Source organism: Auraticoccus cholistanensis (genome assembly GCF_009742705.1).
Classification (GTDB): Bacteria; Actinomycetota; Actinomycetes; order Propionibacteriales; family Propionibacteriaceae; genus Auraticoccus; species Auraticoccus cholistanensis.
Map to the genome: position 1 here is coordinate 291,267 of NZ_WPCU01000003.1, position 20,895 is coordinate 312,161.

Annotated in this window: 19 protein-coding genes, 1 tRNA gene, 1 other RNA gene and 1 pseudogene; 10 read left to right on the plus strand and 12 right to left on the minus strand. The window is 75.6% G+C overall.

Annotated elements, in window-relative coordinates:
- The first annotated feature begins 15 nt into the window (after nt 1-15).
- The 3 genes from GC722_RS02345 (at nt 16) to GC722_RS02355 (ending at nt 3,449) form a co-directional block, all read left to right on the plus strand.
- Nucleotides 16-831, plus strand: coding sequence for an ABC transporter permease (locus GC722_RS02345; RefSeq protein WP_331714310.1), 816 nt, complete (start codon nt 16-18; stop codon nt 829-831).
- Nucleotides 828-1,847, plus strand: a complete 1,020-nt coding sequence (locus tag GC722_RS02350; protein ID WP_197429702.1) for an ABC transporter substrate-binding protein — start codon at nt 828-830, stop codon at nt 1,845-1,847. The genes GC722_RS02345 and GC722_RS02350 overlap by 4 nt, the downstream gene beginning before the upstream one ends.
- A gap of 96 nt (nt 1,848-1,943) precedes the next feature.
- On the plus strand, nt 1,944-3,449 hold the full coding sequence (locus GC722_RS02355; protein WP_156607526.1) for a potassium/proton antiporter: 1,506 nt from the start codon (nt 1,944-1,946) through the stop codon (nt 3,447-3,449).
- A gap of 21 nt (nt 3,450-3,470) precedes the next feature.
- Here GC722_RS02355 and GC722_RS02360 read toward each other — a convergent pair whose 3' ends face one another.
- Complete coding sequence (locus GC722_RS02360) at nt 3,471-3,992, minus strand: LytR C-terminal domain-containing protein (RefSeq protein WP_156607527.1); 522 nt, start codon at nt 3,990-3,992, stop codon at nt 3,471-3,473.
- Nucleotides 3,993-4,067: 75 nt separating this feature from the next.
- On the minus strand, nt 4,068-4,361 hold the full coding sequence (locus GC722_RS02365) for a type II toxin-antitoxin system VapB family antitoxin (RefSeq protein ID WP_331714311.1): 294 nt from the start codon (nt 4,359-4,361) through the stop codon (nt 4,068-4,070).
- 103 nt (nt 4,362-4,464) lie between these two features.
- On the opposite strand from GC722_RS02365, the gene GC722_RS02370 reads away from it, so the two are divergent.
- The 5 genes from GC722_RS02370 to GC722_RS02390 all read left to right on the plus strand — a co-directional run bounded on the left by GC722_RS02370 (nt 4,465) and on the right by GC722_RS02390 (nt 11,037).
- Nucleotides 4,465-6,060, plus strand: a complete 1,596-nt coding sequence (locus GC722_RS02370; RefSeq protein ID WP_156607528.1) for a helicase HerA-like domain-containing protein — start codon at nt 4,465-4,467, stop codon at nt 6,058-6,060.
- A 64-nt stretch (nt 6,061-6,124) separates the two neighbouring features.
- Nucleotides 6,125-6,967 (plus strand): ABC transporter ATP-binding protein, encoded by an 843-nt coding sequence (locus tag GC722_RS02375; RefSeq protein WP_331714312.1) that lies wholly within the window; start codon nt 6,125-6,127, stop codon nt 6,965-6,967.
- A 76-nt stretch (nt 6,968-7,043) separates the two neighbouring features.
- A complete protein-coding gene (locus GC722_RS02380; protein ID WP_156607529.1) occupies nt 7,044-8,030 on the plus strand; it encodes an ABC transporter substrate-binding protein in 987 nt (328 codons plus the stop codon).
- Nucleotides 8,031-8,035: 5 nt separating this feature from the next.
- Nucleotides 8,036-10,144: an iron ABC transporter permease gene (locus GC722_RS02385; protein ID WP_156607530.1), complete on the plus strand. Its 2,109-nt coding sequence runs from the start codon at nt 8,036-8,038 to the stop codon at nt 10,142-10,144.
- On the plus strand, nt 10,141-11,037 hold the full coding sequence (locus GC722_RS02390) for a siderophore-interacting protein (protein ID WP_156607531.1): 897 nt from the start codon (nt 10,141-10,143) through the stop codon (nt 11,035-11,037). Before GC722_RS02385 ends, GC722_RS02390 begins: the two co-directional genes overlap by 4 nt.
- On the opposite strand, the gene GC722_RS02395 is transcribed toward GC722_RS02390, so the two are convergent.
- The 9 genes from GC722_RS02395 to GC722_RS02435 all read right to left on the minus strand — a co-directional run bounded on the left by GC722_RS02395 (nt 11,034) and on the right by GC722_RS02435 (nt 17,984).
- Nucleotides 11,034-11,963, minus strand: a complete 930-nt coding sequence (locus tag GC722_RS02395) for a glycosyltransferase family 2 protein (RefSeq protein WP_156607532.1) — start codon at nt 11,961-11,963, stop codon at nt 11,034-11,036. The two genes, GC722_RS02390 and GC722_RS02395, sit on opposite strands and share 4 nt — an antisense overlap.
- Nucleotides 11,953-13,233 (minus strand): alpha-L-fucosidase, encoded by a 1,281-nt coding sequence (locus GC722_RS02400; RefSeq protein ID WP_156607534.1) that lies wholly within the window; start codon nt 13,231-13,233, stop codon nt 11,953-11,955. Before GC722_RS02400 ends, GC722_RS02395 begins: the two co-directional genes overlap by 11 nt.
- Before the next feature lie 130 nt (nt 13,234-13,363).
- A complete protein-coding gene (locus GC722_RS02405) occupies nt 13,364-13,570 on the minus strand; it encodes a hypothetical protein (protein WP_156607536.1) in 207 nt (68 codons plus the stop codon).
- A gap of 384 nt (nt 13,571-13,954) precedes the next feature.
- A complete protein-coding gene (locus GC722_RS02410; RefSeq protein WP_156607539.1) occupies nt 13,955-14,137 on the minus strand; it encodes a hypothetical protein in 183 nt (60 codons plus the stop codon).
- Entirely contained in the window at nt 14,134-14,760 is a 627-nt protein-coding gene (locus GC722_RS02415; RefSeq protein WP_156607541.1) for a bifunctional 4-hydroxy-2-oxoglutarate aldolase/2-dehydro-3-deoxy-phosphogluconate aldolase, read from the minus strand. The genes GC722_RS02410 and GC722_RS02415 overlap by 4 nt, the downstream gene beginning before the upstream one ends.
- Nucleotides 14,761-14,792: 32 nt before the next feature.
- Complete coding sequence (locus tag GC722_RS02420) at nt 14,793-15,689, minus strand: sugar kinase (RefSeq protein ID WP_197429703.1); 897 nt, start codon at nt 15,687-15,689, stop codon at nt 14,793-14,795.
- A gap of 128 nt (nt 15,690-15,817) precedes the next feature.
- Complete coding sequence (locus tag GC722_RS02425) at nt 15,818-16,558, minus strand: MerR family transcriptional regulator (RefSeq protein ID WP_197429704.1); 741 nt, start codon at nt 16,556-16,558, stop codon at nt 15,818-15,820.
- Nucleotides 16,552-17,784 carry an MFS transporter gene (locus GC722_RS02430; RefSeq protein WP_197429705.1) on the minus strand — a complete coding sequence of 411 codons (1,233 nt, stop codon included), beginning with the start codon at nt 17,782-17,784 and terminating at the stop codon, nt 16,552-16,554. Before GC722_RS02430 ends, GC722_RS02425 begins: the two co-directional genes overlap by 7 nt.
- 112 nt (nt 17,785-17,896) lie before the next feature.
- Nucleotides 17,897-17,984, minus strand: a tRNA-Ser gene (locus GC722_RS02435).
- A gap of 102 nt (nt 17,985-18,086) precedes the next feature.
- On the opposite strand from GC722_RS02435, the gene ffs reads away from it, so the two are divergent.
- Nucleotides 18,087-18,183, plus strand: an RNA gene (ffs, locus tag GC722_RS02440) — signal recognition particle sRNA small type.
- A 29-nt stretch (nt 18,184-18,212) separates the two neighbouring features.
- Here ffs and GC722_RS02445 read toward each other — a convergent pair.
- A complete protein-coding gene (locus tag GC722_RS02445; protein ID WP_331714313.1) occupies nt 18,213-18,635 on the minus strand; it encodes a DUF1810 domain-containing protein in 423 nt (140 codons plus the stop codon).
- Nucleotides 18,636-18,673: 38 nt separating this feature from the next.
- Here GC722_RS02445 and GC722_RS02450 point away from each other — a divergent pair.
- A pseudogene (locus tag GC722_RS02450) lies at nt 18,674-20,666 on the plus strand (DNA polymerase III subunit gamma and tau); the annotation flags it as partial.
- Between the last annotated feature and the right edge of the window lie 229 nt (nt 20,667-20,895).

Sequence of the window (20,895 nt, forward strand, 5' to 3'; positions counted from 1 at the left end):
CCCGGGAGGACGGACGTGGCTGAACCCGCTGCCAGTGGCGCCCTGCGCCGGCGTGCCCGCGCGCGCCGGGCCGCGCTGCCCGCGGTGGTCGCCGGCTCCGGGCCGCTGCCGGCCCTGGTGCTCGGCGTGGTGCTGGTGCTGGTGTGGTGGGCGGTGACCGCGACCGGGACGGTGACGCGGATCGTGCTGCCGCCCCCGGCCGACGTCGTGGCCACCCTGGTCGAGCTGGCCGCCACCGGCGACCTGCTGCCCGCCGTCGCCGCCACCTTCAGCGCCGCCGGCCTCGGGGCCGTGCTGGGGGGAGCGGTCGGGCTGCCGCTGGCCTGGGTGCTGGTGCACGGCCGCTGGTTCGCCGCAGCGCTCGAGCCCTACGTCGCGGCCTCGCAGGCGGTGCCGGCCATCGCGCTGGCCCCGCTGCTGGTGCTGTGGATCGGCTACGGGCTGCCGTCCATCGCAGTGCTCTGCGCGCTGCTGGTGTTCTTCCCGATCGTCATCGCCACCACCCTGGGGCTGCGCACCCTCGACCCCGAGGTGGTGGCCGCCGCCCGGGTCGACGGGGCCAGCGGCTGGCGGCTGCTGCGCCACATCGAGGGTCCGCTGGCGTTGCCGGCCGTGCTGTCGGGGCTGCGCAACGGGGTGACCCTCGCCGTCACCGGCGCGGTGGTGGGGGAGTTCGTGATGGGCGGGGAGGGGCTGGGGCTGCTGCTGGTGGCCCAGCGCGACCGCTCCGACACCGCCGGCCTCTTCGCCACGCTGCTCGTGCTCTGCGCCCTGGCCACGGCGGCCTACGCCCTGGTCCGACTGCTCGAACGACGATGGGAGAACTCATGACACCCGCTGCCCCCGCCTCCGCGCTGACCCGGCGGACCCTGCTCGCCGCAGGTGCCGGCCTGCTCGGGGCCGGCCTCGCCGCCTGCGGCGGGCAGCAGCCGGAGCAGCCGGCGGCCAGCCCCGGTGCCATCCCGCTGACCCTCGGCTTCAGCTACATCCCCGACATCCAGTTCGCGCCCTTCTACGCCGCCGACGCCCACGGCTTCTACCGCGAGGCCGGGCTGGACGTCACGCTGCGCCACCACGGCGGCTCCGAGTCGCTGTTCGGAGCCCTCGAGCAGGGCCAGGAGGACCTGCTCGTGGCCAGCGGGGACGAGCTGCTGCAGGCGTGCTCGGCCGGGTCGGAGCTGGTGTCGGTCGCCCGCGTGTACCAGACCTACCCGGTGGCCCTCATCGTGCCGGCGGACTCCGACATCCAGACCGCGGCCGACCTGCGCGGCCGGACGGTCGGCACGCCCGGGCCCTACGGCGGCAACTGGTTCGCGCTGCTCGCCATCCTGGCCGGTGCCGGTCTGACGCCGGAGGACCTGACCATCGACTACATCGGCTTCACCCAGCAGGCCGCGCTGACCACGGGCGCGGTGGACGGGGTGATGGGCTACCTCAACAACGAGGCGGTCCGGCTCACCGCGGCGGGCACCCCGGTGCGCACCATCACGCTGCCCGAGGACGCCGCCCTGGCCAGCATCGCCATCAACACCACCCGGGCGCTGACCCAGCAGCAGCCCGACGCGGTGCGGGCCTTCGTGGCGGCCTCGCTGCGCGGCATCCGCTCGGTGGTCGAGGACCCGGCCGGAGCGGTCGAGCTGAGCGGGGACTACATCCCCGGGCTGACCGCCAGCGCCCGCCGCGACGCCGAGGCGACCCTGGCCGCCACCATCCCGCTGCTCGGCGACGCCTCCGGGCGCCACGACCTGCAGCAGTGGGAGCGGATGGCGCAGTTCATGGCCGAGGCGGACCTGCTGGAGGGCGAGGTGGACTGGTCGCAGGCGGTCACCAACGACTTCCTCCCCTGACCCCCCGGCCTCCCGGGACGCGGAGCCCGCCGGCACCGCGCGGGTGGCCGTGGTCGCCGACGCGCGGCTGCAACACGGCACTGGAAGAATCGCGCCATGATCGACCTCGACGGCCTCCTGCTGGTGGGCTCGGCCGTCCTGCTGGTCTCGATCATGGCCGCCCGGCTGGGGTCGTCGCTGGGGCTGCCCGCGCTGCTGCTGTTCCTCGGCCTGGGCATGGTGCTGGGGGAGGCCGGGCTCGGCGTCCAGTTCGACGACCCCGACCTGGCCCACGCGCTCGGCTTCGGCGCGCTGGTGCTGATCCTGGCCGAGGGCGGGCTGACCACCCGCTGGGGCGCCATCCGCGACAGCGTCAGGGTGGCCGGGCTGCTGGCCACCGTCGGCACCGGGATCAGCCTCGGGGTCACCGCGCTGTTCGCCCACTACGTGCTGGGGCTGCCGCCCTGGATCGCCGTGCTGCTCGGCGCCGTCTGCTCGCCGACCGACGCCGCCGCCGTCTTCGCGGTGCTGCGCCGGGTGCCGCTGCCCGAGCGGCTGCGGGGCACCCTGGAGGCCGAGTCCGGGCTCAACGACGCCCCCACCGTGCTGCTGGTGGCCCTCGCCAGCGCGGCCGCGCTCGGGCACGAGCCCTCCGGCGGCGTGCTGGGGCTGGTGGGGCTGATCGTCGCCGAGCTGGTCGGCGGGGTGCTGATCGGCGGCGGCGTCGGCTGGCTCGGCGCGCAGGTGCTGCGCCGGGTCGCGCTGCCGGCGTCCGGGCTGTACCCGCTGGCCACCGTGGGCTGGGCCGTGCTGGCCTACGGGGTGGCGGCCGTCGCCCACACCAGCGGGTTCGCCGCCGTCTACGTGTGCGCGCTGCTGCTCGGCAACAGCGCCCTGCCGCACCGCTCGGCCACCCGTTCCTTCGTGGAGGGGGTCGGCTGGATCTCCCAGATCGGGCTGTTCGTCATGCTGGGCCTGCTGGCCTACCCCTCGCGGCTGAGCTGGCGGGTGGTCCTGGTCGCGCTCGCCGTGGGCGTCTTCCTGACCGTGGTGGCCCGCCCGCTGTCGGTGCTGGCCTGTGCCCTGTGGTTCCGGGTGCCGGTGCACCACATCGCCTTCATGTCCTGGGCCGGGCTGCGCGGCGCGGTGCCGATCGTGCTGGCCACCATCCCGCTGTCGGAGGGGGTGCCGGGGGCGGACTTCCTCTTCGACGTGGTGCTGGTGTTCGTCGTCGTGTTCACCCTGGTGCAGGCCCCGACGCTGCCCTGGGCGGCGCGCCAGCTCGGTCTCGACCGGGGGCTGCTCGCCGACGTGGAGGTGGAGTCCGCGCCGCTGGACAAGGTCTCGGCCAGCCTGCTGCAGATCCGCATCCCGGTCGAGTCCCAGCTGCACGGGGTGATGGTCTCCGAGCTGCGGCTGCCGCGGAACGTCGTCGTCTCGCTGGTCATCCGGGGCGAGCAGATGTTCGCCCCCAGCGGGCGGGAGCGGCTCCGCTCCGGCGACGAGCTGCTGGTCGTCGCCCCCGCCGGGCTGTCGGCGACGGTGGAGCGGCGGCTGCGCGCGGTGGGCCGGCGCGGCCGGCTGGCCAAGTGGTGGAACGAGTCCGGCGGGGACCAGCCCTAGCGCGGCCGGCGGGGGGCGGGCTCAGCCGGCCGGGCTGGGGCTGGAGCTGGCCGGCAGGCAGACCGACTCCGTCTCCAGCTCGATCGCCTCGGGGGCGTCCCCGTGCATGCCGGCGTAGGCCGAGCCGATCAGCACGTCCACGATCCCGTCGGGCCGGTTGTCGGGACGGGCCTCGGCCTTCTTGAAGTGCTCCAGCGTCAGCCGCACGGCCGGGTCGTCGGCGCTGACACCCACCACGGTGGTCACGGTGACCGGCTCGTCGGTGTTGCCGACCGACTCCACGACGAACCCGGCCGCCTCCAGGGCCTGGCCGACCTCGGCCGCCTTGCCCCGCTCGGCCCCGCCGTTGAACACCCGGACGCTGACCTGGCTCGACTCCAGCTGCTCACCGACCTCCTGGGGCACGCAGGGCTCCACCGGAGGAGGCGGCGGCGGCTTCATCACGTTGGTGTAGCCCCAGTAGGCGCCGAAGGCGAGGATGCCCAGCAGGACCAGCAGCGTCAGCGGGGTCCTCAGGACCCGCCACAGCTCTGCTCCCTGCATCGATGCTCCTCGCCTTCCGCCCCGCCCGGGGCCGTGTCCGGCACCACCCCGGGCGGGTGGGCGCGACTGGTGGTCCTAGCTGAGCTCCAGCACCCTGGCGTGCATGGTCTGGCGCTGCTGCAACGCCGCGCGCAGCGCACGGTGCAGCCCGTCCTCCAGGTACAGCTCGCCCCGCCAGGAGACGACGTGGGCGAAGAGGTCGCCGTAGAAGGTCGAGTCCTCCTCCAGCAGGGCCTCCAGGTCCAGGGTCCGCTTGGTGGTGACCAGCTGGTCCAGGCGCACCTGGTGGGGCGCGATCGCCGCCCACTGCTTCTGGGCATAGCCGTGATCCGGGTAGGGACGGACGTCGCCGACTCGCTTGAAGATCACGCGGCCACTGTAGTGGCTGGCCCTCCACGGCTCCGCGCACGGCGTCGTAACGATTTCGCCCCGCCCCCGCCGGGGAGCGGCGCCGCTGTGCCACGCTGTGCGCATGGAGCCTGGGCCGAGCACGCCGCCCGCCGACGACGTCGCCGCGGTGCGCGCCGGCTACACCGCCGCGGTGCGCGCCGGCTACACCTTCGACGGGCCGGTGGTCGAGCTCGGTGTGCTGGCGGTCGGGGACGAGCCGTTCCCCGACGTGCGGATCGGCCTCCCGCTGGCCATGCTCAACCGCCACGGGCTGGTCTGCGGTGCGACGGGGACCGGCAAGACCGTCACCCTGCAGGTGCTGGCCGAGCAGGTCTCGGCCGCCGGCGTGCCCGTGTTCGCCCCCGACATCAAGGGCGACCTGTCCGGGCTGGCGATCCCGGCGACCGGGTCGGAGAAGCTGCTGGCGCGGACGTCCCGGCTCGGCCAGCGGTGGAGCCCGGCCGCCAGCCCGGTGGAGTTCCTGGCCCTCGGCGGCGTCGGGGTCGGGGTGCCGGTGCGGGCCACCGTCACCTCCTTCGGGCCGCTGCTGCTGGCCAAGGTGCTCGACCTCAACGAGACCCAGGAGTCCTCGCTGGTGCTGGTCTTCCACTGGGCCGACACCACCGGGCTGCCGCTGGTCGACCTCGCCGACCTCCGGGCGGTGCTGCAGCACCTGACCAGCGACGAGGGGAAGGAGCAGCTGGCGGCCCTCGGCGGGCTGTCCAGCGCCTCGGTCGGCGTGATCCTGCGCAAGATCAGCGCGCTCGCCGCGCAGGGGGCGGAGGTGTTCTTCGGGGAGCCCGAGCTGGACCTGGCCGACCTGACCCGGCGCACCGTCGACGGCGCCGGCGTCATCTCGCTGCTGGAGCTGCCCGAGCTGCAGGACCGCCCGCAGCTGTTCTCGACCTTCCTGATGTGGTTGCTGGCCGAGCTCTTCGAGACGCTGCCCGAGGTCGGCGACCGCGACCGCCCGGAGCTGGTGTTCTTCTTCGACGAGGCGCACCTGCTGTTCAGCGACGCCTCACCCGCCTTCCTCACCTCCGTGGCCCAGACGGTGCGGCTGATCCGCTCCAAGGGGGTGGGCGTCTTCTTCGTCACCCAGTCCCCGCGCGACCTGCCGGAGGAGGTGCTGGCCCAGCTGGGCTCGCGGGTGCAGCACCAAGTGCGTGCACACACCCCCGACGAGGCGAAGGCGCTGCGCCAGACGGTGGCCACCTACCCGCAGTCGGCCTACGACCTGGCGCAGGTGCTGCAGTCGCTGGCCATCGGTGAGGCGGTGGTGACGGTGATGGACCCCGACGGCGCCCCGACCCCGGTGGCCCGGACGCGGGTCTTCGCGCCCCGCTCGGTGATGGGTCGCGTGCCGGCCGAGGTGCTGCAGCCCGGCATCGCCCGCTCCGAGCTGATGGCCCGCTACGGGCAGGCCGTCGACCGCGAGTCCGCCCGAGAGCTGCTGGCCGCCCGGGTCGCCCGGGAGGCGCCGGAGCCGGTGGCCGTCCCGCAGCGGCGGGCGGCCCCCGACGGCGCGGCCCCGCGCGCGCCCGGACGCCCGCGCGCGCCGCGTCCCGAGCCGTCGGTGCTCGAGCAGCTCAGCCGCAACACCCTCGTCCGCCAGATGGCCCGCACCGCGGGCCGGGAGATCCTGCGCGGGCTGTTCGGCACCCGCCGCCGCCGCTGACCACCGCGCGAGACGCTCGTCACACCCGCTGGCCAACGATCAAGGTTCGGCTTACCTTACTTAGGTGATCCTTTCCGGGGGTGTGGCGCTGAGCAGCGCCGGGGTGTGCATCGGCTACGGCCACGGCGACGTGGTCTCCGACGTCTCGCTGCAGCTCGAACCGGGCCGCGTGACGGCGCTGGTCGGGCCCAACGGCAGCGGCAAGTCGACCCTGCTGCGTGGGCTCGCCCGGCTGCAGCGGCTCTCGGCGGGCACGGTGCGCGTCGGCGACCACGAGGTCGACGCGCTCTCCTCGCGCGAGCTGGCCCGCCGGCTCACGGTGCTGGCCCAGAGCCGACCCACCCCGCAGGGCATCACCGTCCGCGACGCCGTCGAGCTCGGCCGCCACCCGCACCGTGGCCGCTGGCGGTCCCGCGACCCGCACGGCCCGGCCGTGGTGGAGCGGGCGATGGGCCTCACCGGTGTGGCGGCGCTGGCGGAGGAGGACGTCGACTCCCTCTCCGGCGGCCAGCTGCAGCGGGTCTGGCTGGCCAGCTGCCTGGCCCAGGACACCGCGGTGCTGATGCTCGACGAGCCCACCAACCACCTCGACCTGCGCTACCAGGTCGAGCTGCTCGACCTGCTGCGCGACCTCGCCGACGACCACGGCGTCACCATCGGGGTCGTCCTGCACGACCTGAACCACGCGGCCCGGGTGGCCGACGTCATCGCCGTGCTGGCCGAGGGCCGGGTCGTCGCCTGCGGCGCCCCCGAGGACGTGCTCACCGCCGACGTCCTCAGCGAGGTCTACGGCATCGACATCGCCGTGGCCCGCGACCCCGAGCACGGCCACCTCGAGGTGCGCCCCCGCTCCCGCGGCCGCGGTCCCGGCCGCCTCCACGGCGACCGCGCGCTCGTCGCGGTCTGACCAGCTCTCCCCGGCCCACGGGCGGCCGGGTCCCCGACGCCGGTCGCGTGACCGGCCCCGACAGAAGGACACCACGATGCGTCTGCGCACCGCGCTGGTCGCTGCCCTGGCAGCGGCCCTCAGCCTCACCGCGTGCGGCACCACCGACGCGCCCGTCACCGACGCCGCGCCGTCGACCGGCTCGGGCGAGGCCGCGATCACCGTCACCGACGGGCGGGGGACCGAGGTCACCCTCGACGGCCCCGCCACCCGGGTGGTGACGCTGGAGTGGGCCTCCACCGAGTACGTCGCCAGCCTCGGCGTGATGCCGGTGGGCGCCTCCGACGTCGAGGGCTACAGCTCCTGGGCCAGCGCCGCACCGCTGGACGACACCGTGCAGGACGTCGGGGTGCGCACCGAGCCGAGCATCGACTCCGTGGCCCAGCTCGAGCCGGACCTGATCCTGGGCGACCTCACCTCCGTCCCGGAGGAGGCGATGGCCCAGATGGAGCGCATCGCCCCGGTGGTGCTCCTCGACGGGGCGAACACCGAGGACCTGGTCGGGCTGGTCAAGCAGAACCAGGCGCTGGTGGGCACCCTGCTGGGCAAGGAGGCCGAGGCCGAGCAGCTGGCCGCCGACTTCGACGCCCGCATGGCCGAGCTGGCCGACCGGGTCGACGCGGCCGGGCTGACCGGCACCCCGATGGTGTTCACCTACCCCTACGCCGAGGCCAACTCGATCTCGATCCGGATGCACGGACCGGGCTCCGCGCCCTCGGTCGTCGGCGGCCTGATCGGGCTCGAGGACGCCTGGACCGAGCCCGGTGACGCCGCCTACGGGCTCTCCTCCGCCGACGTGGAGGGCCTCACCCGGCTGCCGGACGACACCCGCTTCCTGTACTGGGGCAACGAGGGCGAGGAGGACCCGGTCGAGGGCGTGCTGGCCGACAACGCTGTCTGGCAGCAGCTGCCCTTCGTCGAGGCCGGGCACGTGCACCGGGCCGGGGTCGGCATCTGGGTCTACGGCGGCACCCCGTCGCTGGCGCAGCTGGCCGAGGACATCGCCACCCAGATCGGCGCCTGAGGCCGATGACCACCACCAGCCCCGCCCCCGCGGCGGCACCCGCGGAGGAGACCCCCGGCGCGGTGCGGCGACGCCGCGGGTCGGTGGCGATGACCGCGCTGGTCGTCGGGCTGGTGGGCTGGCTGGTGGTGGTCGCGGTCGTGCACGTCACCCAGGGCAGCGCCGACGTGGGCGCGGCGGACCTGCTGGCGCTGGTCACCGGGCGTGGCACCGACGAGACCACCGCCGTGGTCGTCGCCTCCCGGCTGCCGCGGCTGGTGGCCGGGCTCGCGGTGGGCCTCGCCCTGGGGGTGGCCGGGGCGGTCCTGCAGTCGGTCGCCCGCAACCCGCTGGCCTCGCCGGACACGCTGGCGGTCAATGCCGGGGCCTACCTCGCCCTCACCGTGGTGGCCGCGGCCGGCGTCACGCTGCCGCTGCTGTCCAGCGCGGCGGTCGCCTTCCTCGGCGGGCTGCTGACCGCGGCGCTGGTGCTCGGGCTCGCCTCGGGGGCGGGCTCGTCGGCGATCCGGCTGGTGCTCGCCGGCTCGGTGGTCACCCTGGGCTTCCACGCCATCGCCTCGGTGCTGCTGCTGCTCTTCCCCTGGCAGACCCAGGGGCTGTTCGCCTGGGGTGCCGGCTCGCTCGGGCAGGCCGGGCTGGACGGGGTGCTGCGGCTGCTGCCCGCCCTGGTGCTGGCGCTCGCGCTCGCGCTGCTGCTCGGTCGCTGGCTCGACCTGCTGCAGCTCGGCGACGACGCGGCCAGCGCGCTGGGGCTGAACGTCCGGCTGGCGCAGACCGTGATGGTGGTGCTGGCGGTGCTGCTGTCGGCCGTGGCCGTGACGGCCGCCGGCCCGATCGGCTTCGTCGGCCTCGCCGCGCCGGTGCTGGTGCGGCTGCTGGTCCGCTGGGTGCGACCGCTGCGCCGGCACCGCGTGCTGCTGGCCGTGAGCGGCCTGGCCGGGGTGGCGCTGGTGCTCACCGCCGACGTCCTGCTGCGGGCCCTGTTCGGGTCGCTGGAGGGAGTCAGCGTGCCCACCGGCGTGGTCACCTCGGTCATCGGGGCGGTGTTCATGGTCGCGCTGGCGCAGACGGTGCGGACCGGCATCGACGCCGACAGCCTGGTCACCATGCGGGCCGGCACCCGGCTCGGGCTGCGGCACCCGCGGCTGCTCCTCGGCGGCTGCGCCGTGCTGCTGCTGGCCGCCGTGCTGGGCTCGGCGCTGCTCGGCGACGCCCTGCTGCTCGCCGGCGACGTCCTCAACTGGCTCCGCGGCATCTCCTCGGTCCGGGTCGACATCATCCTCGACTCCCGGATGCCCCGGGTGGTGGCCGCGGTGCTGGCCGGGGCCTGCCTGGCGCTGGCGGGCTCGGTGGTGCAGGGCGTCACCCGCAACCCGCTGGCCGACCCCGGCATCCTGGGCGTCTCCGGCGGCGCCGGCGCGGCCGCCGTGCTGATGCTGGTGGTGCTGCCCAACCCCGGCTTCTGGTCGCTGCTGGTCGGCGCGCTGCTCGGCGCCCTGCTGGCCGGGGCGCTGGTGTTCGGGTTCTCCGCCCGCGACGGCGTCGACCAGGCCCGGATGGTGCTCGTCGGCATCGGGGTGAGCGCCGGCACGTCGGCGCTGATCACCCTGATGCTGGTGCGCACCGACCCGTGGAACCAGAGCAAGGCGCTGACCTGGCTCGGCGGGTCCACCTACGGGGTCGGCTTCTGGCAGTCGGTGCCCATGCTGGTGGCCCTCGTGCTGGCCGCCGTGGCGCTGGCCGGCAGCCGTCGCGACCTCGACCTGCTGCAGCTGGACGAGACCACCCCGCGGGTGCTGGGGGTGGCCACCGGGCGCGCCCGGCTGCTGGTGCTGCTGGCCGCCGTGGTGCTGACCGCGGCCGCCACCGCCTCCATCGGCGTGATCGCCTTCGTGGGGCTGGTCGCCCCGCACGCCGCCCGGCTGCTGATCGGGCGCCGGCACGGACGGCTGCTGCCGCTGTCGGCCCTGCTCGGCGGGCTGCTCGTGCTCGTCTCCGACACGGCCGGGCGGACCGTGATCGCCCCCGACCAGCTGCCTGCCGGGCTCACCGCCTCGCTGGTCGGCTGCCCCTACTTCCTGTGGTTGCTCTGGAGAATGAGAGTGAAGACATGACCGTGACCGAACGTCCGCGTCGCACCGCCACCTACCGGCTGTTCGCCGTCAGGCTGGCCGCCCGGCAGCAGCTCAGCCCGTCCTTCGTCCGGCTCACCTTCACCGGCGAGGACCTCGACGAGTTCGGCGGCACCTGCCTGGACCAGCGCATCAAGCTGCTGCTGGCCGACGAGGACCAGCTCGCCGCCGCCCGCTCCGCCGGGGAGGACTGGTACGGCTGGTGGCTGGCCGAGCCGGAGCAGCGGCGTCCGGCGATGCGCACCTACACCGCCCGGGCGGTCCGGCCGGGGCTGCGGGAGGTGGACGTCGACTTCGCCTGCCACGGCACCGAGGGCCCGGCCAGCGCCTTCGCCCAGCAGGCCCCGCTGGGCAGCCCGCTGCTGCTCGTGGGTCCGGACGCCGGCGTCCCCGGCTCGGAGAGCGCCGGGCTGGGCTGGCACCCCGGGGAGGCCTCGGAGGTGGTGCTGGTCGGCGACGAGACGGCCGTGCCCGCCATCTGCGGGATCGTCGAGCAGCTGCCCGCCGACGTCGTCGGCCGCGTGCTGGTGGAGGTGCCGAGCATCGCCGACGCCCTCCCGCTGTCCGCGCCGCCCGGGGTGCAGGTGACCTGGCTGGCGCGGGGCGGACGCCCCCACGGCGAGGCCCTCGAGCAGGCCGTCCGGGAGTGGACGTCCGAGCTCGGCACCGCCGTCGTGGACGGGCCCGGCAGCGTCCCCGACGAGGTCGAGGACGTGCTGTGGGACGAGGTGGAGGCGGCGGGGCAGCGCTACGTCTGGGTGGCGGGGGAGTCCGGCGCGGTGGCCCGGATCCGGCGCCACCTGGTCCGCGGGTGCGGCCTCGACCGCCGCAGCTGCGCGTTCATGGGCTACTGGCGGGCCGGGGTCGCCGGCTAGACCCGCTGCGCCGCCTCGGCGCGCTGCGGCCGGCGCAGGGTGGCGTAGTGGGCCTCGTCCAGCACCCGCAGGTCGGCGTCCAGCTGCGCCGGCATCACCGAGCGGTCGCGCAGCACCGCCGGCATCCCGAGCAGCGCCCACAGCACCCCACGCCAGCGGCCGGGGCGGCGTCGCGGGTCGCGCAGCACGAACCAGGTCCAGCGCAGGGCGCTGCCGAGGGGGCGGTGCAGCCACGCGTTCCACAGCGTGTTGCGCATCCCGTAGGGGCGGACGGCGTCGACGTTCGCCCGGCTCGGGCGGTGCTGCACCACGACCTCGGGCACGTAGCGCATCTGCCAGCCGGCGCGAAGCAGCGGCAGCGCCAGCGTCTCCTCCTCCCCGCCGATGAAGAACCGCTCGGCGTAGCCGCCGACCTGCAGGTAGGCCGACCGGCGCACCACCACGGCGCCGGCCATGAACCCCATCAGCACCGTGCCGGGGAGGTCGTGGCGGTCCGGCAGCGGGCTGTCGGCCATCACCGCCGAGATGGGGTCCAGCCGCTGCTCCGGACCGACCAGGATCCGGGCGTTGACGACCGCCAGCACCGGGTGGCGGTCCATCAGGTCCGCGGCCAGCACCAGCCCCTCGCGCTCGTACCAGCCGTCGTCGTCGCAGCAGGCCACGTAGGGGGTGCGGGCCAGCTCCACCCCCACGTTGCGCGCGGCGGCGCCGATGTTGCGGGGGAGCCGGTGCACCTCCACGCCGCGGCGGCGGAGGACGTCGACGGTGCCGTCGCCGGAGGCGTTGTCCACGGCGACCAGCGGCACCCCGAGCGCGAGCAGGTGGTCGAGCACCTCGTCGAGGCGGTGGGCGCAGTTGTAGGTCAGCAGCACCACGGTGACGCGCTGCGCCAGCGGCACCGGGGCCTGCGGGGTCTCAGTGGTCATCGGGACGCTCCGTCGGGGCGGTGTAGCCCTCGGGGATCTGCGGGCGCCGGGTGACGCCGGTGTCGTGCAGCGCCACGCCGGCCAGCACCGCCCCGGGGCCGTCGAGCTCGACCACCAGCTCCTCGAGCCGGCTGCGGGGGACGGGGACGAGGCGGCGGTGGCCGATGCTGGCCCCGGCGGCCAGCTCGCTCCCGCCGGCGAGGACGCGGAAGCCGGTCACCCGCTGCCCGCGGGTCAGGTCCTCGCGCAGCTCGACCACGTCGACCGCGGTGGGGGCCGGGGCCTCGGCCCGCCAGCGGCCGTCGACGCGGGTGGGGGTGAGGGTCACCGGACGGCCGTAGCGACGCCCCACCTCGGCGCCGTACTCCGCGACGCGGGCGGCGTCGGCCGGGTCGACGGTGCCGGAGGTGGTGGGCGGCACGTTGAGCAGCAGGTTGGCGCCCAGCCCCACCGACCGCTCGTGGATGGCCAGCAGGTGCTCCAGCGTCTTGGGCTCGTCGTCGGGGTGCCAGAACCACCCCCGGCGCAGCGAGACGTCGCACTCCGGGGGCAGGTAGAGGGCGTCGCCCAGCTCGGCGCGGACGTCGGTGTACTGGCTGAGCTTCGTGCCGGCCACCGCGTAGGAGTTGGGGTCGGCGGCCAGCCCGTCCTCGTTGCCGACCCAGCGGATGGTGGGACGGCCCATGTTGAACACCATGGCCTGCGGCTGGTGCTCGTCGGCGACGGCCATGATGGCGTCCCAGTCGTAGCGGTAGCCCTCGGAGCCGGCACCGTCGAACCAGAGCTCGACGAGGTCGCCGTAGCGGGTGCAGAGCTCGGTGAGCTGGCGGGTGTAGAAGGCGCTGTAGGCGACCGGGTCGGGGTAGCAGGCCGCGTTGCGGTCCCAGGGGGAGAGGTAGAGACCCAGCCCGATCCCCGCCTCGCGGCAGGCGGCGGCGACCTCCTCGACCACGTCGCCGCGTCCGCCGCGCCAGGGGCTGGAGCGGACGGAGTAGTCGGTGGTGTCGGTGGGCCACAGGCAGAAGCCGTCGTGGTGCTTGGCCGTCAGCACCAGGTAGCGGGCCCCCATCGCGACGGCGGTGCTGACCCAGTCGCGCGCGTCCAGGCCGGCAGGGTCGAAGCTGGCGGCGGGCAGGGTGCCGTCGCTCCACTCCAGACCCGCGAAGGTGTTGAGCCCGTAGTGGACGAACATCCCGGTCTCCAGCGCCTGCCACGCCAGCTGCTCGGCGGTGGGCACGGGGACGTGGGGAGGAGCCAGCGGGTCGGTCATGGCTCGATGCTGTCAGTCCGGCGGGCGGGCCCGCACCTCGGCGCCGGAGGGTGGGACGAGCAGCGGGCACGGTCGCCGACCGGGGAGGTCGGGACCGTGCCCGCGGGGTGTGGTCCTGGCGGCGCGCCGCTCAGGCACTGCGTGCGGTCAGCTCGAGACCGCGGGGAGCGATCCAGCGGGCCAGCTGCAGGCGGGCGCCGTGGAGGCGGTGGCCGCGGCCGGCACGCAGGTGCTCGGTGAGGGCGTACCGCTCGGCGGCGCGCCGGCTCCGCTCCAGGTCGGAGGGAGAGGTGAGGTCGACGGGCAGGTGGACAGAGGTGTGCAGCTGTGCGTACACGGCAGTTCCTTCACAAGGAGTGGGAGGTCGAGAGGGCCCGTGGGCAGGCCCGGACGAGGTCTCCGGGCGGAGACCGGGATCGGGCGGGGTCAGCGCTGCTGACGGCGGGAGGCGCCGGCCAGGATGGCGGCGTCACACGGCTCGGTGCCGCGGATCACGTCCGGGGTGTCTGTCATCAACTGGGGGCCTCCTCTCGAGGTGCTCGTGCTGCGTGCGGCTACGACAGGGAACCTAGTGACGGGGCCGCGGGCGGGGCAACGGGTTTTTCCCGCGGCGCCACGGCGACGGACCGGGCCGCGGCGACGGAGGCGGTCGGCTGGTCCGGAGCAGGAGGGAGGCACCGCGCGTCCCGGTGGACGCGCGGCTGCCGTCGACCTCGCGGGCTCAGTCCTCGGTGTTGGCCCGGAAGGCGGCCGTGGTCTTGTCGGGGACGGCGTCCGCGCCGCCCAGGTTGGACTCGTGGGTGCTCAGGCTGTTGGGGCCGTCGGAGATCTGGCCCTGACCGTCCTCGTCGCGGGTGCGGTCGTCGTCGTCGCTGTCCTTGGGCTTCTGCGTCTGCGGGCTCATGCGCCCAATGTACGGCGGCGCCCCACGAGCTCGGCGAGCAGGCGGAGCTGGCGCTCGTCGGCCAGCGCCGAGCCGACCGCGACCACCTCGGCGCCGCCGTCGAGGAACCGCTCGGCGTTGTCGGCGTCCATGCCGCCGGTGGCCACGAACCGCGCGCCGGGGAAGGGGCCGTGCATGGCCGAGAACCAGCCCGCTCCCAGCTGGGCGGCGGGGAAGGCCTTGAGCCAGCGCAGCCCCGAGGACATCGCCTGCTGCACCTCGGTGGCGGTGGCCACCCCGGGCAGGTGCGGGACGCCGAGGCGGCGGCTGGCCTCCACCACGTCGGCGTCCAGGCCCGGGGCGACGGTGAACGCGGCGCCGGCCGCGACGCCCTGCTCCAGCAGGCCGGTGCTGACGACCGTGCCGGCCCCCACCAGCCGACCGGCCTCGCGGCCGGCGGCCACCGCGGCGCGCAGCGAGGCGAGGTCGTGCTCACCCTGCACGGGCACCTCGAGGCAGGTGACGCCGAGGGACCAGGCGGTCCGCGCCAGCTCGACGGTGCGCTCGGGGCCGAAGCCGCGCAGGATCGCCATCACCGGCATCGACGACAGCTGCTGGTCGAACCAGCGGTTCAGCTCCTCCATCGCGGGTCCTCCGGGGTCGGGTCCGTGGCCGGTCACGTGCCGGCCGGGGCGGGGGCGAAGTCGCTGGTGCTGGACAGCGCGCGGGCGGCCAGCCGGTGCCCGCGGCGCAGCCGCTCGGCGGGGTCGGCGCCGTCGAGCAGGCCGTCGAGGTAGCCGGCGGCGAAGGCGTCCCCGGCGCCCACCGGTTCGACCACCTCGACCGTCGGGGCCTCCAGGAAGGTGGCGGTGTCCCCGGCGAACTCGGTGGCGCCCACGGGGCCGTCCTTGACCACCACGGTGACCGGGTCGGGGAGCAGGGAGCGGACGTCCTCGGCGGTGGCCGCACCCCACAGCGTCTCGGCCTCGTCGCGGCCCACCAGCACCAGGTCGCAGCGGCGGGCCAGCTCCAGCAGCACCGGTCCGGCCTGCTCGACCGGCCACAGCCCGGGTCGGTAGTTCACGTCGAAGGACACCAGGGTGGAGGTGCCCGCCAGCCGCGCCACCAGGGCCTCGACGAGGTCGGCGCAGCTGGCCGACAGCGCCGGGGTGATGCCGGACAGGTGCACCACGTCGGCCTCCTCCAGCGGCAGGGCGGCCAGGTCGTCCGGGCCCATCCGGGAGGCGGCCGAGCCCGCCCGGTAGTAGTGCACCGCCGTCGCGCCGGGAGCCGGGTCCTTCAGGTACAGCCCGGTGGGGGCGCCTGGGTCGGTGCGGACCCAGCCGGTGTCGACGCCGCCGGCGTCCAGCGTGCTGAGGATGCGCCGGCCGAGCGGGTCGTCGCCGAGCCGGCTGACCCAGCGGGCGTGCCGGCCGAGCTCGGCCAGGTAGAGCGCGACCGTCGACTCCGCGCCGCCCATGTCGAGGCGGCAGAGGTCGGCCTGCTCCAGCGGCACCGGCTCGACCGGGGTGACGAGCGCCATCGTCTCGCCGATGCACACCACCTGCTTCACGGTCGGCCTCCCGGGGCGGGGCGGCGGGCGGGGACGGCGACGTCGGGCATGGCGGCGAATCTAGCAACGCCGCGGTCCCCGGTCAGCCGGCCGGTGGAGCGGCCTGCCGCCACCGCCCTGAGCGGCCCTCAGCCGCCGAAGTGGGCGGCCACCCGCTGCACCACCTCGCGCTTCGCCGGGGGCAGCGCAGCCACGTGGTCCTCGATCAGCAGCCGCGCCAGCGGGTCGGCCCCCTGCTGCTCGCCCGCGCCGACGTCCTGCAGGTGGGTGGCGAAGAGGTCGACGAACTCGGCGACCACGGCGTCGACCTCGGCGCGGTCGGCCTCCTCCAGCTGCTCGAAGCGCTGCCACGCCCGCAGCAGGCGTTCCGAGAGCGCGGGGTCGTCGAAGCCGGCGTAGAAGTCCGCCACGGTCCAGGTGCTGGTGCCGCGTCCGCCGACCGCCTCCGCGAGCAGCACCGCGTCCCGTTCGGCGGCGATCGCGGACTCGGGCACGCCGGCGCTCCGGAGCCGCTCCGCCAGCGGGTGCAGGTGCGCCGGGATGCGCGGGTCGGTGCCGCGCAGCCGTGCGATCACGGCCCGGTGGCCGGCGATGCGCTCGGCCTGGGCGGCCAGCTGCGCGTCCAGGTCGTCGAGCGTGCGGGCGAGCTCGGAGCGGGGCGCATCCAGCAGCCGGTCGACCTCGGTCAGCGGGATGCCGATCTCGGTGAGCCCGCGGATCCGCAGCAGCCGGATCAGGTGGGCCGAGGTGTAGCGGCGGTAGCCGGAGGCGTCGCGGCCGGGTTCGGGCAGCAGACCACGCTGGTGGTAGTAGCGCACGGTCCGCACCGTCACCCCCGCGAGCTCGGCGAGCTGGCCGACGGTCAGCACCGCTGCTCCGCGGGCGTCTCCTCGCACGTCGTCGCCGGCTCGTCCAGCGACCGCATCCCGGGCACGAGCGCACCGTACAGCGCGGTCGCCAGCCAGAGGGCCGTGGCGGCGTAGAAGGCCCACTCCAGGGAGCTGGCCGCGACGGCACCGGCCAGGCCGACGGCCAGCGGCGCCAGCAGCATGACGACCGCGTTCTGGACCCCGAAGACCCGGCCGCGGTGCGACTCCGGCACCCGCCCGGCCACGACGACCGGCACGACGGGGCTGAGCAGCCCCGAACCGAGCCCGCAGACGAACATGGCCAGCGCCACGACGAGCGGGTGGGCCAGGGAGGCGAGCAGCAGCATGCCGGTGGAGACGCACAGCAGGCACAGCAGGTAGGCGGTGCGGCGCCGCATCCGGCCCGCGGCCACGGCGTAGGTGCCGGCGCCGACCAGCGTGCCGAGCGCCAGCGCGCTCAGCGTCAGCCCGAGCGCCGCCGAGGACCCCGTGGTGGAGAACCAGGCGGGCAGCAGCAGGGCCTGCAGCGGTCCGAGCACGGCCGCGGAGCCGATGCTCAGCACGGTGACGGCCCGCAGCAGCGGGTCGGCGGCGACGACCCGCAGCCCGCCCAGCAGCTGGCGGGCGGCCGGCTCGGCGAGGGCGTCGGCCGAGCGCCGGCCCACGGCCGCGGGGATGAGCAGCGTGCACAGCGCCGCGAGCGCGCTGGCCGCCGCCGTCACCACCAGCACCGCGGTGGGCTCGAAGGCGGTGAGGGCCAGACCGGCGAGGGCCGGGCCGGCCAGGAAGGTGACGCCGAACAACCCCTCCCGCACCCCGGAGAGGCGGTCGAGCGACATCCCACCCGCCCGGGCGACGTCGGGCAGCAGGGACTCGCGCGCGGTCATGCCCGGCACGTCGAAGAGGGCCCCCAGGGCCCCGAGCAGGACGAACCAGCCCAGGTCGAGCCCGGCCGTCGCGTCGACGAGCGGGATGGCCGCCACCGCCAGGGCGCTGCCCAGGTCGCTGATGATGCTGATCCGCCGCCGCCCGACGCGGTCGACGACCCAGCCGCCGACGAGCGCGGCGATCACGGCCGGCGCGGCGGTCGCGGCCGCGACCACACCGGCGGCCGCCGGGTCGCCGGTCCTGGCGAGCACCAGCCACGGCAGCACGACGGCGATGAAGGAGTTCCCGAGCAGGCTGGCGGCGTCGGCCAGCAGGAAGAGGATGGTGCTGCGTCTCACGGGTCCACCGTGCAGGGGTGACGCAGCGTCAGGGTCAAGCCGGCGGGTCCGGCACCAGACGCGGACGCCGCCCGTGCTCGGGGAGAGCAGGGCGGCGTCCGGTCAGCAGGTCTGGCGGAGGATGGGGGATTCGAACCCCCGAGGGCTTGCACCCAACCCGCTTTCCAAGCGAGCGCCATAGGCCACTAGGCGAATCCTCCGCCGGTGAGGATACGCGATCGCCGCGGGCGCGGCCAATCCGCGACGAGGCCGGTCCGCGACGGTGCGGGTTGGGGGTCGGGCGCCGGGTCGGTATGCTGGCTGACGGTCCCCCGCGCGGCGGTACCTCGCCCAACCCCCCCAGGGCCGGAAGGCAGCAAGGGTCAGTGAGCTCTGTCGGGTGCGCGGGGGGCCCCTTCATGTCCGGGCCCGTGCCGCCTCCGGCGCGGTCAGAGCCGCCGCAGCGTCTCCGGGTCCGGCTCGCCGCCGAAGTAGCGCTCCAGCACCTCGACGAACACGGGCTCGTCCGGGTCGGCGGCGGCGAACAGGGTCATCGAGGAGCGCAGCTTCACCGCGTCCACCGGCCCCATCAGCGTCTCGGCGTCATCCGCCGGGCCGGAGGCGACGACCCGGCTGTCCTCCCGCAGCCGCGGGCCCAGCACCGGGTGGGCGAGGTAGGCCCGCGCCTCCTCCAGCGAGGCGAGCGCGAAGAACCGGGCGGTGCTGCTGCGGCCCAGACCGGCGAGCTGGGGGAAGACGAACCACATCCAGTGGCTCTGCTTGCGGCCGCGGCGCAGCTCCTCACGGGCGCGGGCGTGCGTGCCGCCCTCGTCCTGGGCCCGGACGAAGCGCTCCAGGTCGTGCTCGCTCACGGTTCCTCCTGCTGGTCGGGGCGGCGGTGACGACGGGCATGCGGCTGTCGGAGGGGGCGTCTAGGGTGACCGGTGTGGACGACACCCTGACTGACCCGGTGGCGGGGTCCGTTCTGCCCGAGGTGCCGACGCCGCCGCTCGCGCTGTACCGACGCTACCGCCCCGACACCTTCGCCCAGGTGATCGGCCAGGAGCACGTCACCGAGCCGCTGCAGCGCGCGCTGGTCAACAACCGGGTCAACCACGCCTACCTGTTCTCCGGCCCCCGCGGCTGCGGCAAGACGACCTCGGCGCGCATCCTGGCCCGGGCCCTCAACTGCGAGCAGGGCCCGACCCCGACGCCCTGCGGCACCTGCCAGTCCTGCCGCGACCTCGCCCGCGGCGGGCCCGGCAGCATCGACGTGATCGAGATCGACGCCGCCAGCCACGGCGGTGTCGACGACGCCCGAGACCTCCGCGAGCGGGCCTTCTACGCCCCGGTGCACAGCCGCTACAAGGTCTACATCATCGACGAGGCGCACATGGTGACCACGGCGGGCTTCAACGCCCTGCTGAAGCTGGTCGAGGAGCCGCCGCCGCACGTCAAGTTCGTCTTCGCCACCACCGAGCCCGACAAGGTCATCGGCACCATCCGCAGCCGGACCCACCACTACCCGTTCCGGCTCGTGCCGCCGAAGGTGCTGGGCGCCTACCTGGCCGAGCTCTGCGAGGCCGAGGGCATCGCGGTCGAGCCGGCCGTGCTGCCGCTGGTGGTGCGCGCCGGCGGCGGATCGGTGCGCGACTCCCTCTCCGTGCTGGACCAGCTGCTCGGCGGCGCCTCCAGCGAGGGGGTGTCGTACCGGCAGGCCGCGGCGCTGCTGGGCTACACCCCCGACTCGCTGCTCGACGAGATGGTCGACGCCTTCGCCGCTGGTGACGGGGCCAGCGTGTTCGCCGCCGTCGACAAGGTGATCGAGGTCGGGCAGGACCCCCGCCGCTTCGCCGAGGACCTGCTGCGCCGCCTCCGCGACCTGGTCGTCGTCAACGCGGTGCCCGACGCCGTCAGCTCCGGGCTGGTGGAGGCCTCGGACGACCAGGCCGAGCGGCTGCGCAACCAGGCGGCCGGGCTGGGCGCCGGCGAGCTGGCCCGCGCGGCCGAGGTGATCGCCAGCGGGCTGACCGAGATGCGGGGCACCACCGCGCCCCGGCTGTACCTGGAGCTGATGTGCGCGCGGGTGCTGCTCCCCGGCGCGGACGTCGACTCCCGCGGCGTGCACGCCCGGCTGGACCGGCTGGAGCGCCGGCTCGGGATGGACCCGGCCGCCCAGCAGGGCCACACCGGTCCCGCGCAGGCCCGACCCGACCTCGTGACCCCGCCGGAGCAGGAGCGGCCGGCGCGCCCGGCCCGGCCTGAGCCCGCGGCTTCGGCTGCCCCGCCGGCCCGCCGGCCCGACCCCCAGCCCGCGCCGGTCGAGCCGCAGGCCGCGCCCCAGCGGGCCGCGGAGCCGGTGCCGGCCGCTCCTGCCGCCGAGCCGGTGCCAGCGCCGCAGGCCGCGGAGCCGGCGCCACCGCCCGAGCAGCCCGCCCAGCCGACGGCCTCCGGGCCGGCGCCGACCCAGCCCGCCCCGGCCGGCGCCCGGCCGGGCCGCCCGGGTGCGGCTCCGGCCGCCCGTCCGTCGGCCCCGAGCGGTGCCGGCTCCGGTGGCGGTGGTGGGTCCCGCGGTCTCGACGTGGCCGACCTGCGCCGGCTCTGGCCGGAGGTGCTCGAGGAGGTCAAGCGGCAGCGTCGCTTCACCTGGATCCTGCTGAGCCAGAACTCCCACGTGATGGGCGTGGACGACGGCGTGCTGACCCTGGGGCTGACCAACGTCGGCGCCCGCGACTCCTTCTCCCGCGGGGGCAGCGAGGACGTCCTGCGCGAGGCCCTGGTGCAGGTGCTGGGGGTCGACCTGCGGGTGCAGGCCATCGTCGACGACGGCACCCCCGGCGCTGCCCCGACCGAGACGGTGGGTCGTGCCACCCGTCCGGGCGCCCGCCCGGGCTCGGCCGCCTCCCCGGCGGCCGCCTCACCCGTCTCGGCCGGCGTCCCGGCGGAACCGGCCGACGTGGCGGGGTGGGCTGCTGAGCCGCAGTCGCCGCCGCCGGCCGGTGGTGGGGACTGGGCGCCGCGCGACGCCGCCCCGGCCGCCGGTCCGAGGCCGGAGGCGGCCGTGCCCGCGGCGGGTCCCGGCGGGGCAGCGTCGCCCGGCGACGGTGCCTCCTCGGCGCTCTCGGCCGACGG

Coding starts and splice junctions, on each gene's coding strand:
- GC722_RS02350 (WP_197429702.1), top strand. CDS start 828: ATGACACCCGCTGCCCCCGCCTCCGCGCTGACCCGGCGGACCCTGCTC.
- GC722_RS02355 (WP_156607526.1), top strand. CDS start 1,944: ATGATCGACCTCGACGGCCTCCTGCTGGTGGGCTCGGCCGTCCTGCTG.
- GC722_RS02360 (WP_156607527.1), bottom strand. CDS start 3,992: ATGCAGGGAGCAGAGCTGTGGCGGGTCCTGAGGACCCCGCTGACGCTG.
- GC722_RS02370 (WP_156607528.1), top strand. CDS start 4,465: ATGGAGCCTGGGCCGAGCACGCCGCCCGCCGACGACGTCGCCGCGGTG.
- GC722_RS02380 (WP_156607529.1), top strand. CDS start 7,044: ATGCGTCTGCGCACCGCGCTGGTCGCTGCCCTGGCAGCGGCCCTCAGC.
- GC722_RS02385 (WP_156607530.1), top strand. CDS start 8,036: ATGACCACCACCAGCCCCGCCCCCGCGGCGGCACCCGCGGAGGAGACC.
- GC722_RS02390 (WP_156607531.1), top strand. CDS start 10,141: ATGACCGTGACCGAACGTCCGCGTCGCACCGCCACCTACCGGCTGTTC.
- GC722_RS02395 (WP_156607532.1), bottom strand. CDS start 11,963: ATGACCACTGAGACCCCGCAGGCCCCGGTGCCGCTGGCGCAGCGCGTC.
- GC722_RS02400 (WP_156607534.1), bottom strand. CDS start 13,233: ATGACCGACCCGCTGGCTCCTCCCCACGTCCCCGTGCCCACCGCCGAG.
- GC722_RS02410 (WP_156607539.1), bottom strand. CDS start 14,137: ATGAGCCCGCAGACGCAGAAGCCCAAGGACAGCGACGACGACGACCGC.
- GC722_RS02415 (WP_156607541.1), bottom strand. CDS start 14,760: ATGGAGGAGCTGAACCGCTGGTTCGACCAGCAGCTGTCGTCGATGCCG.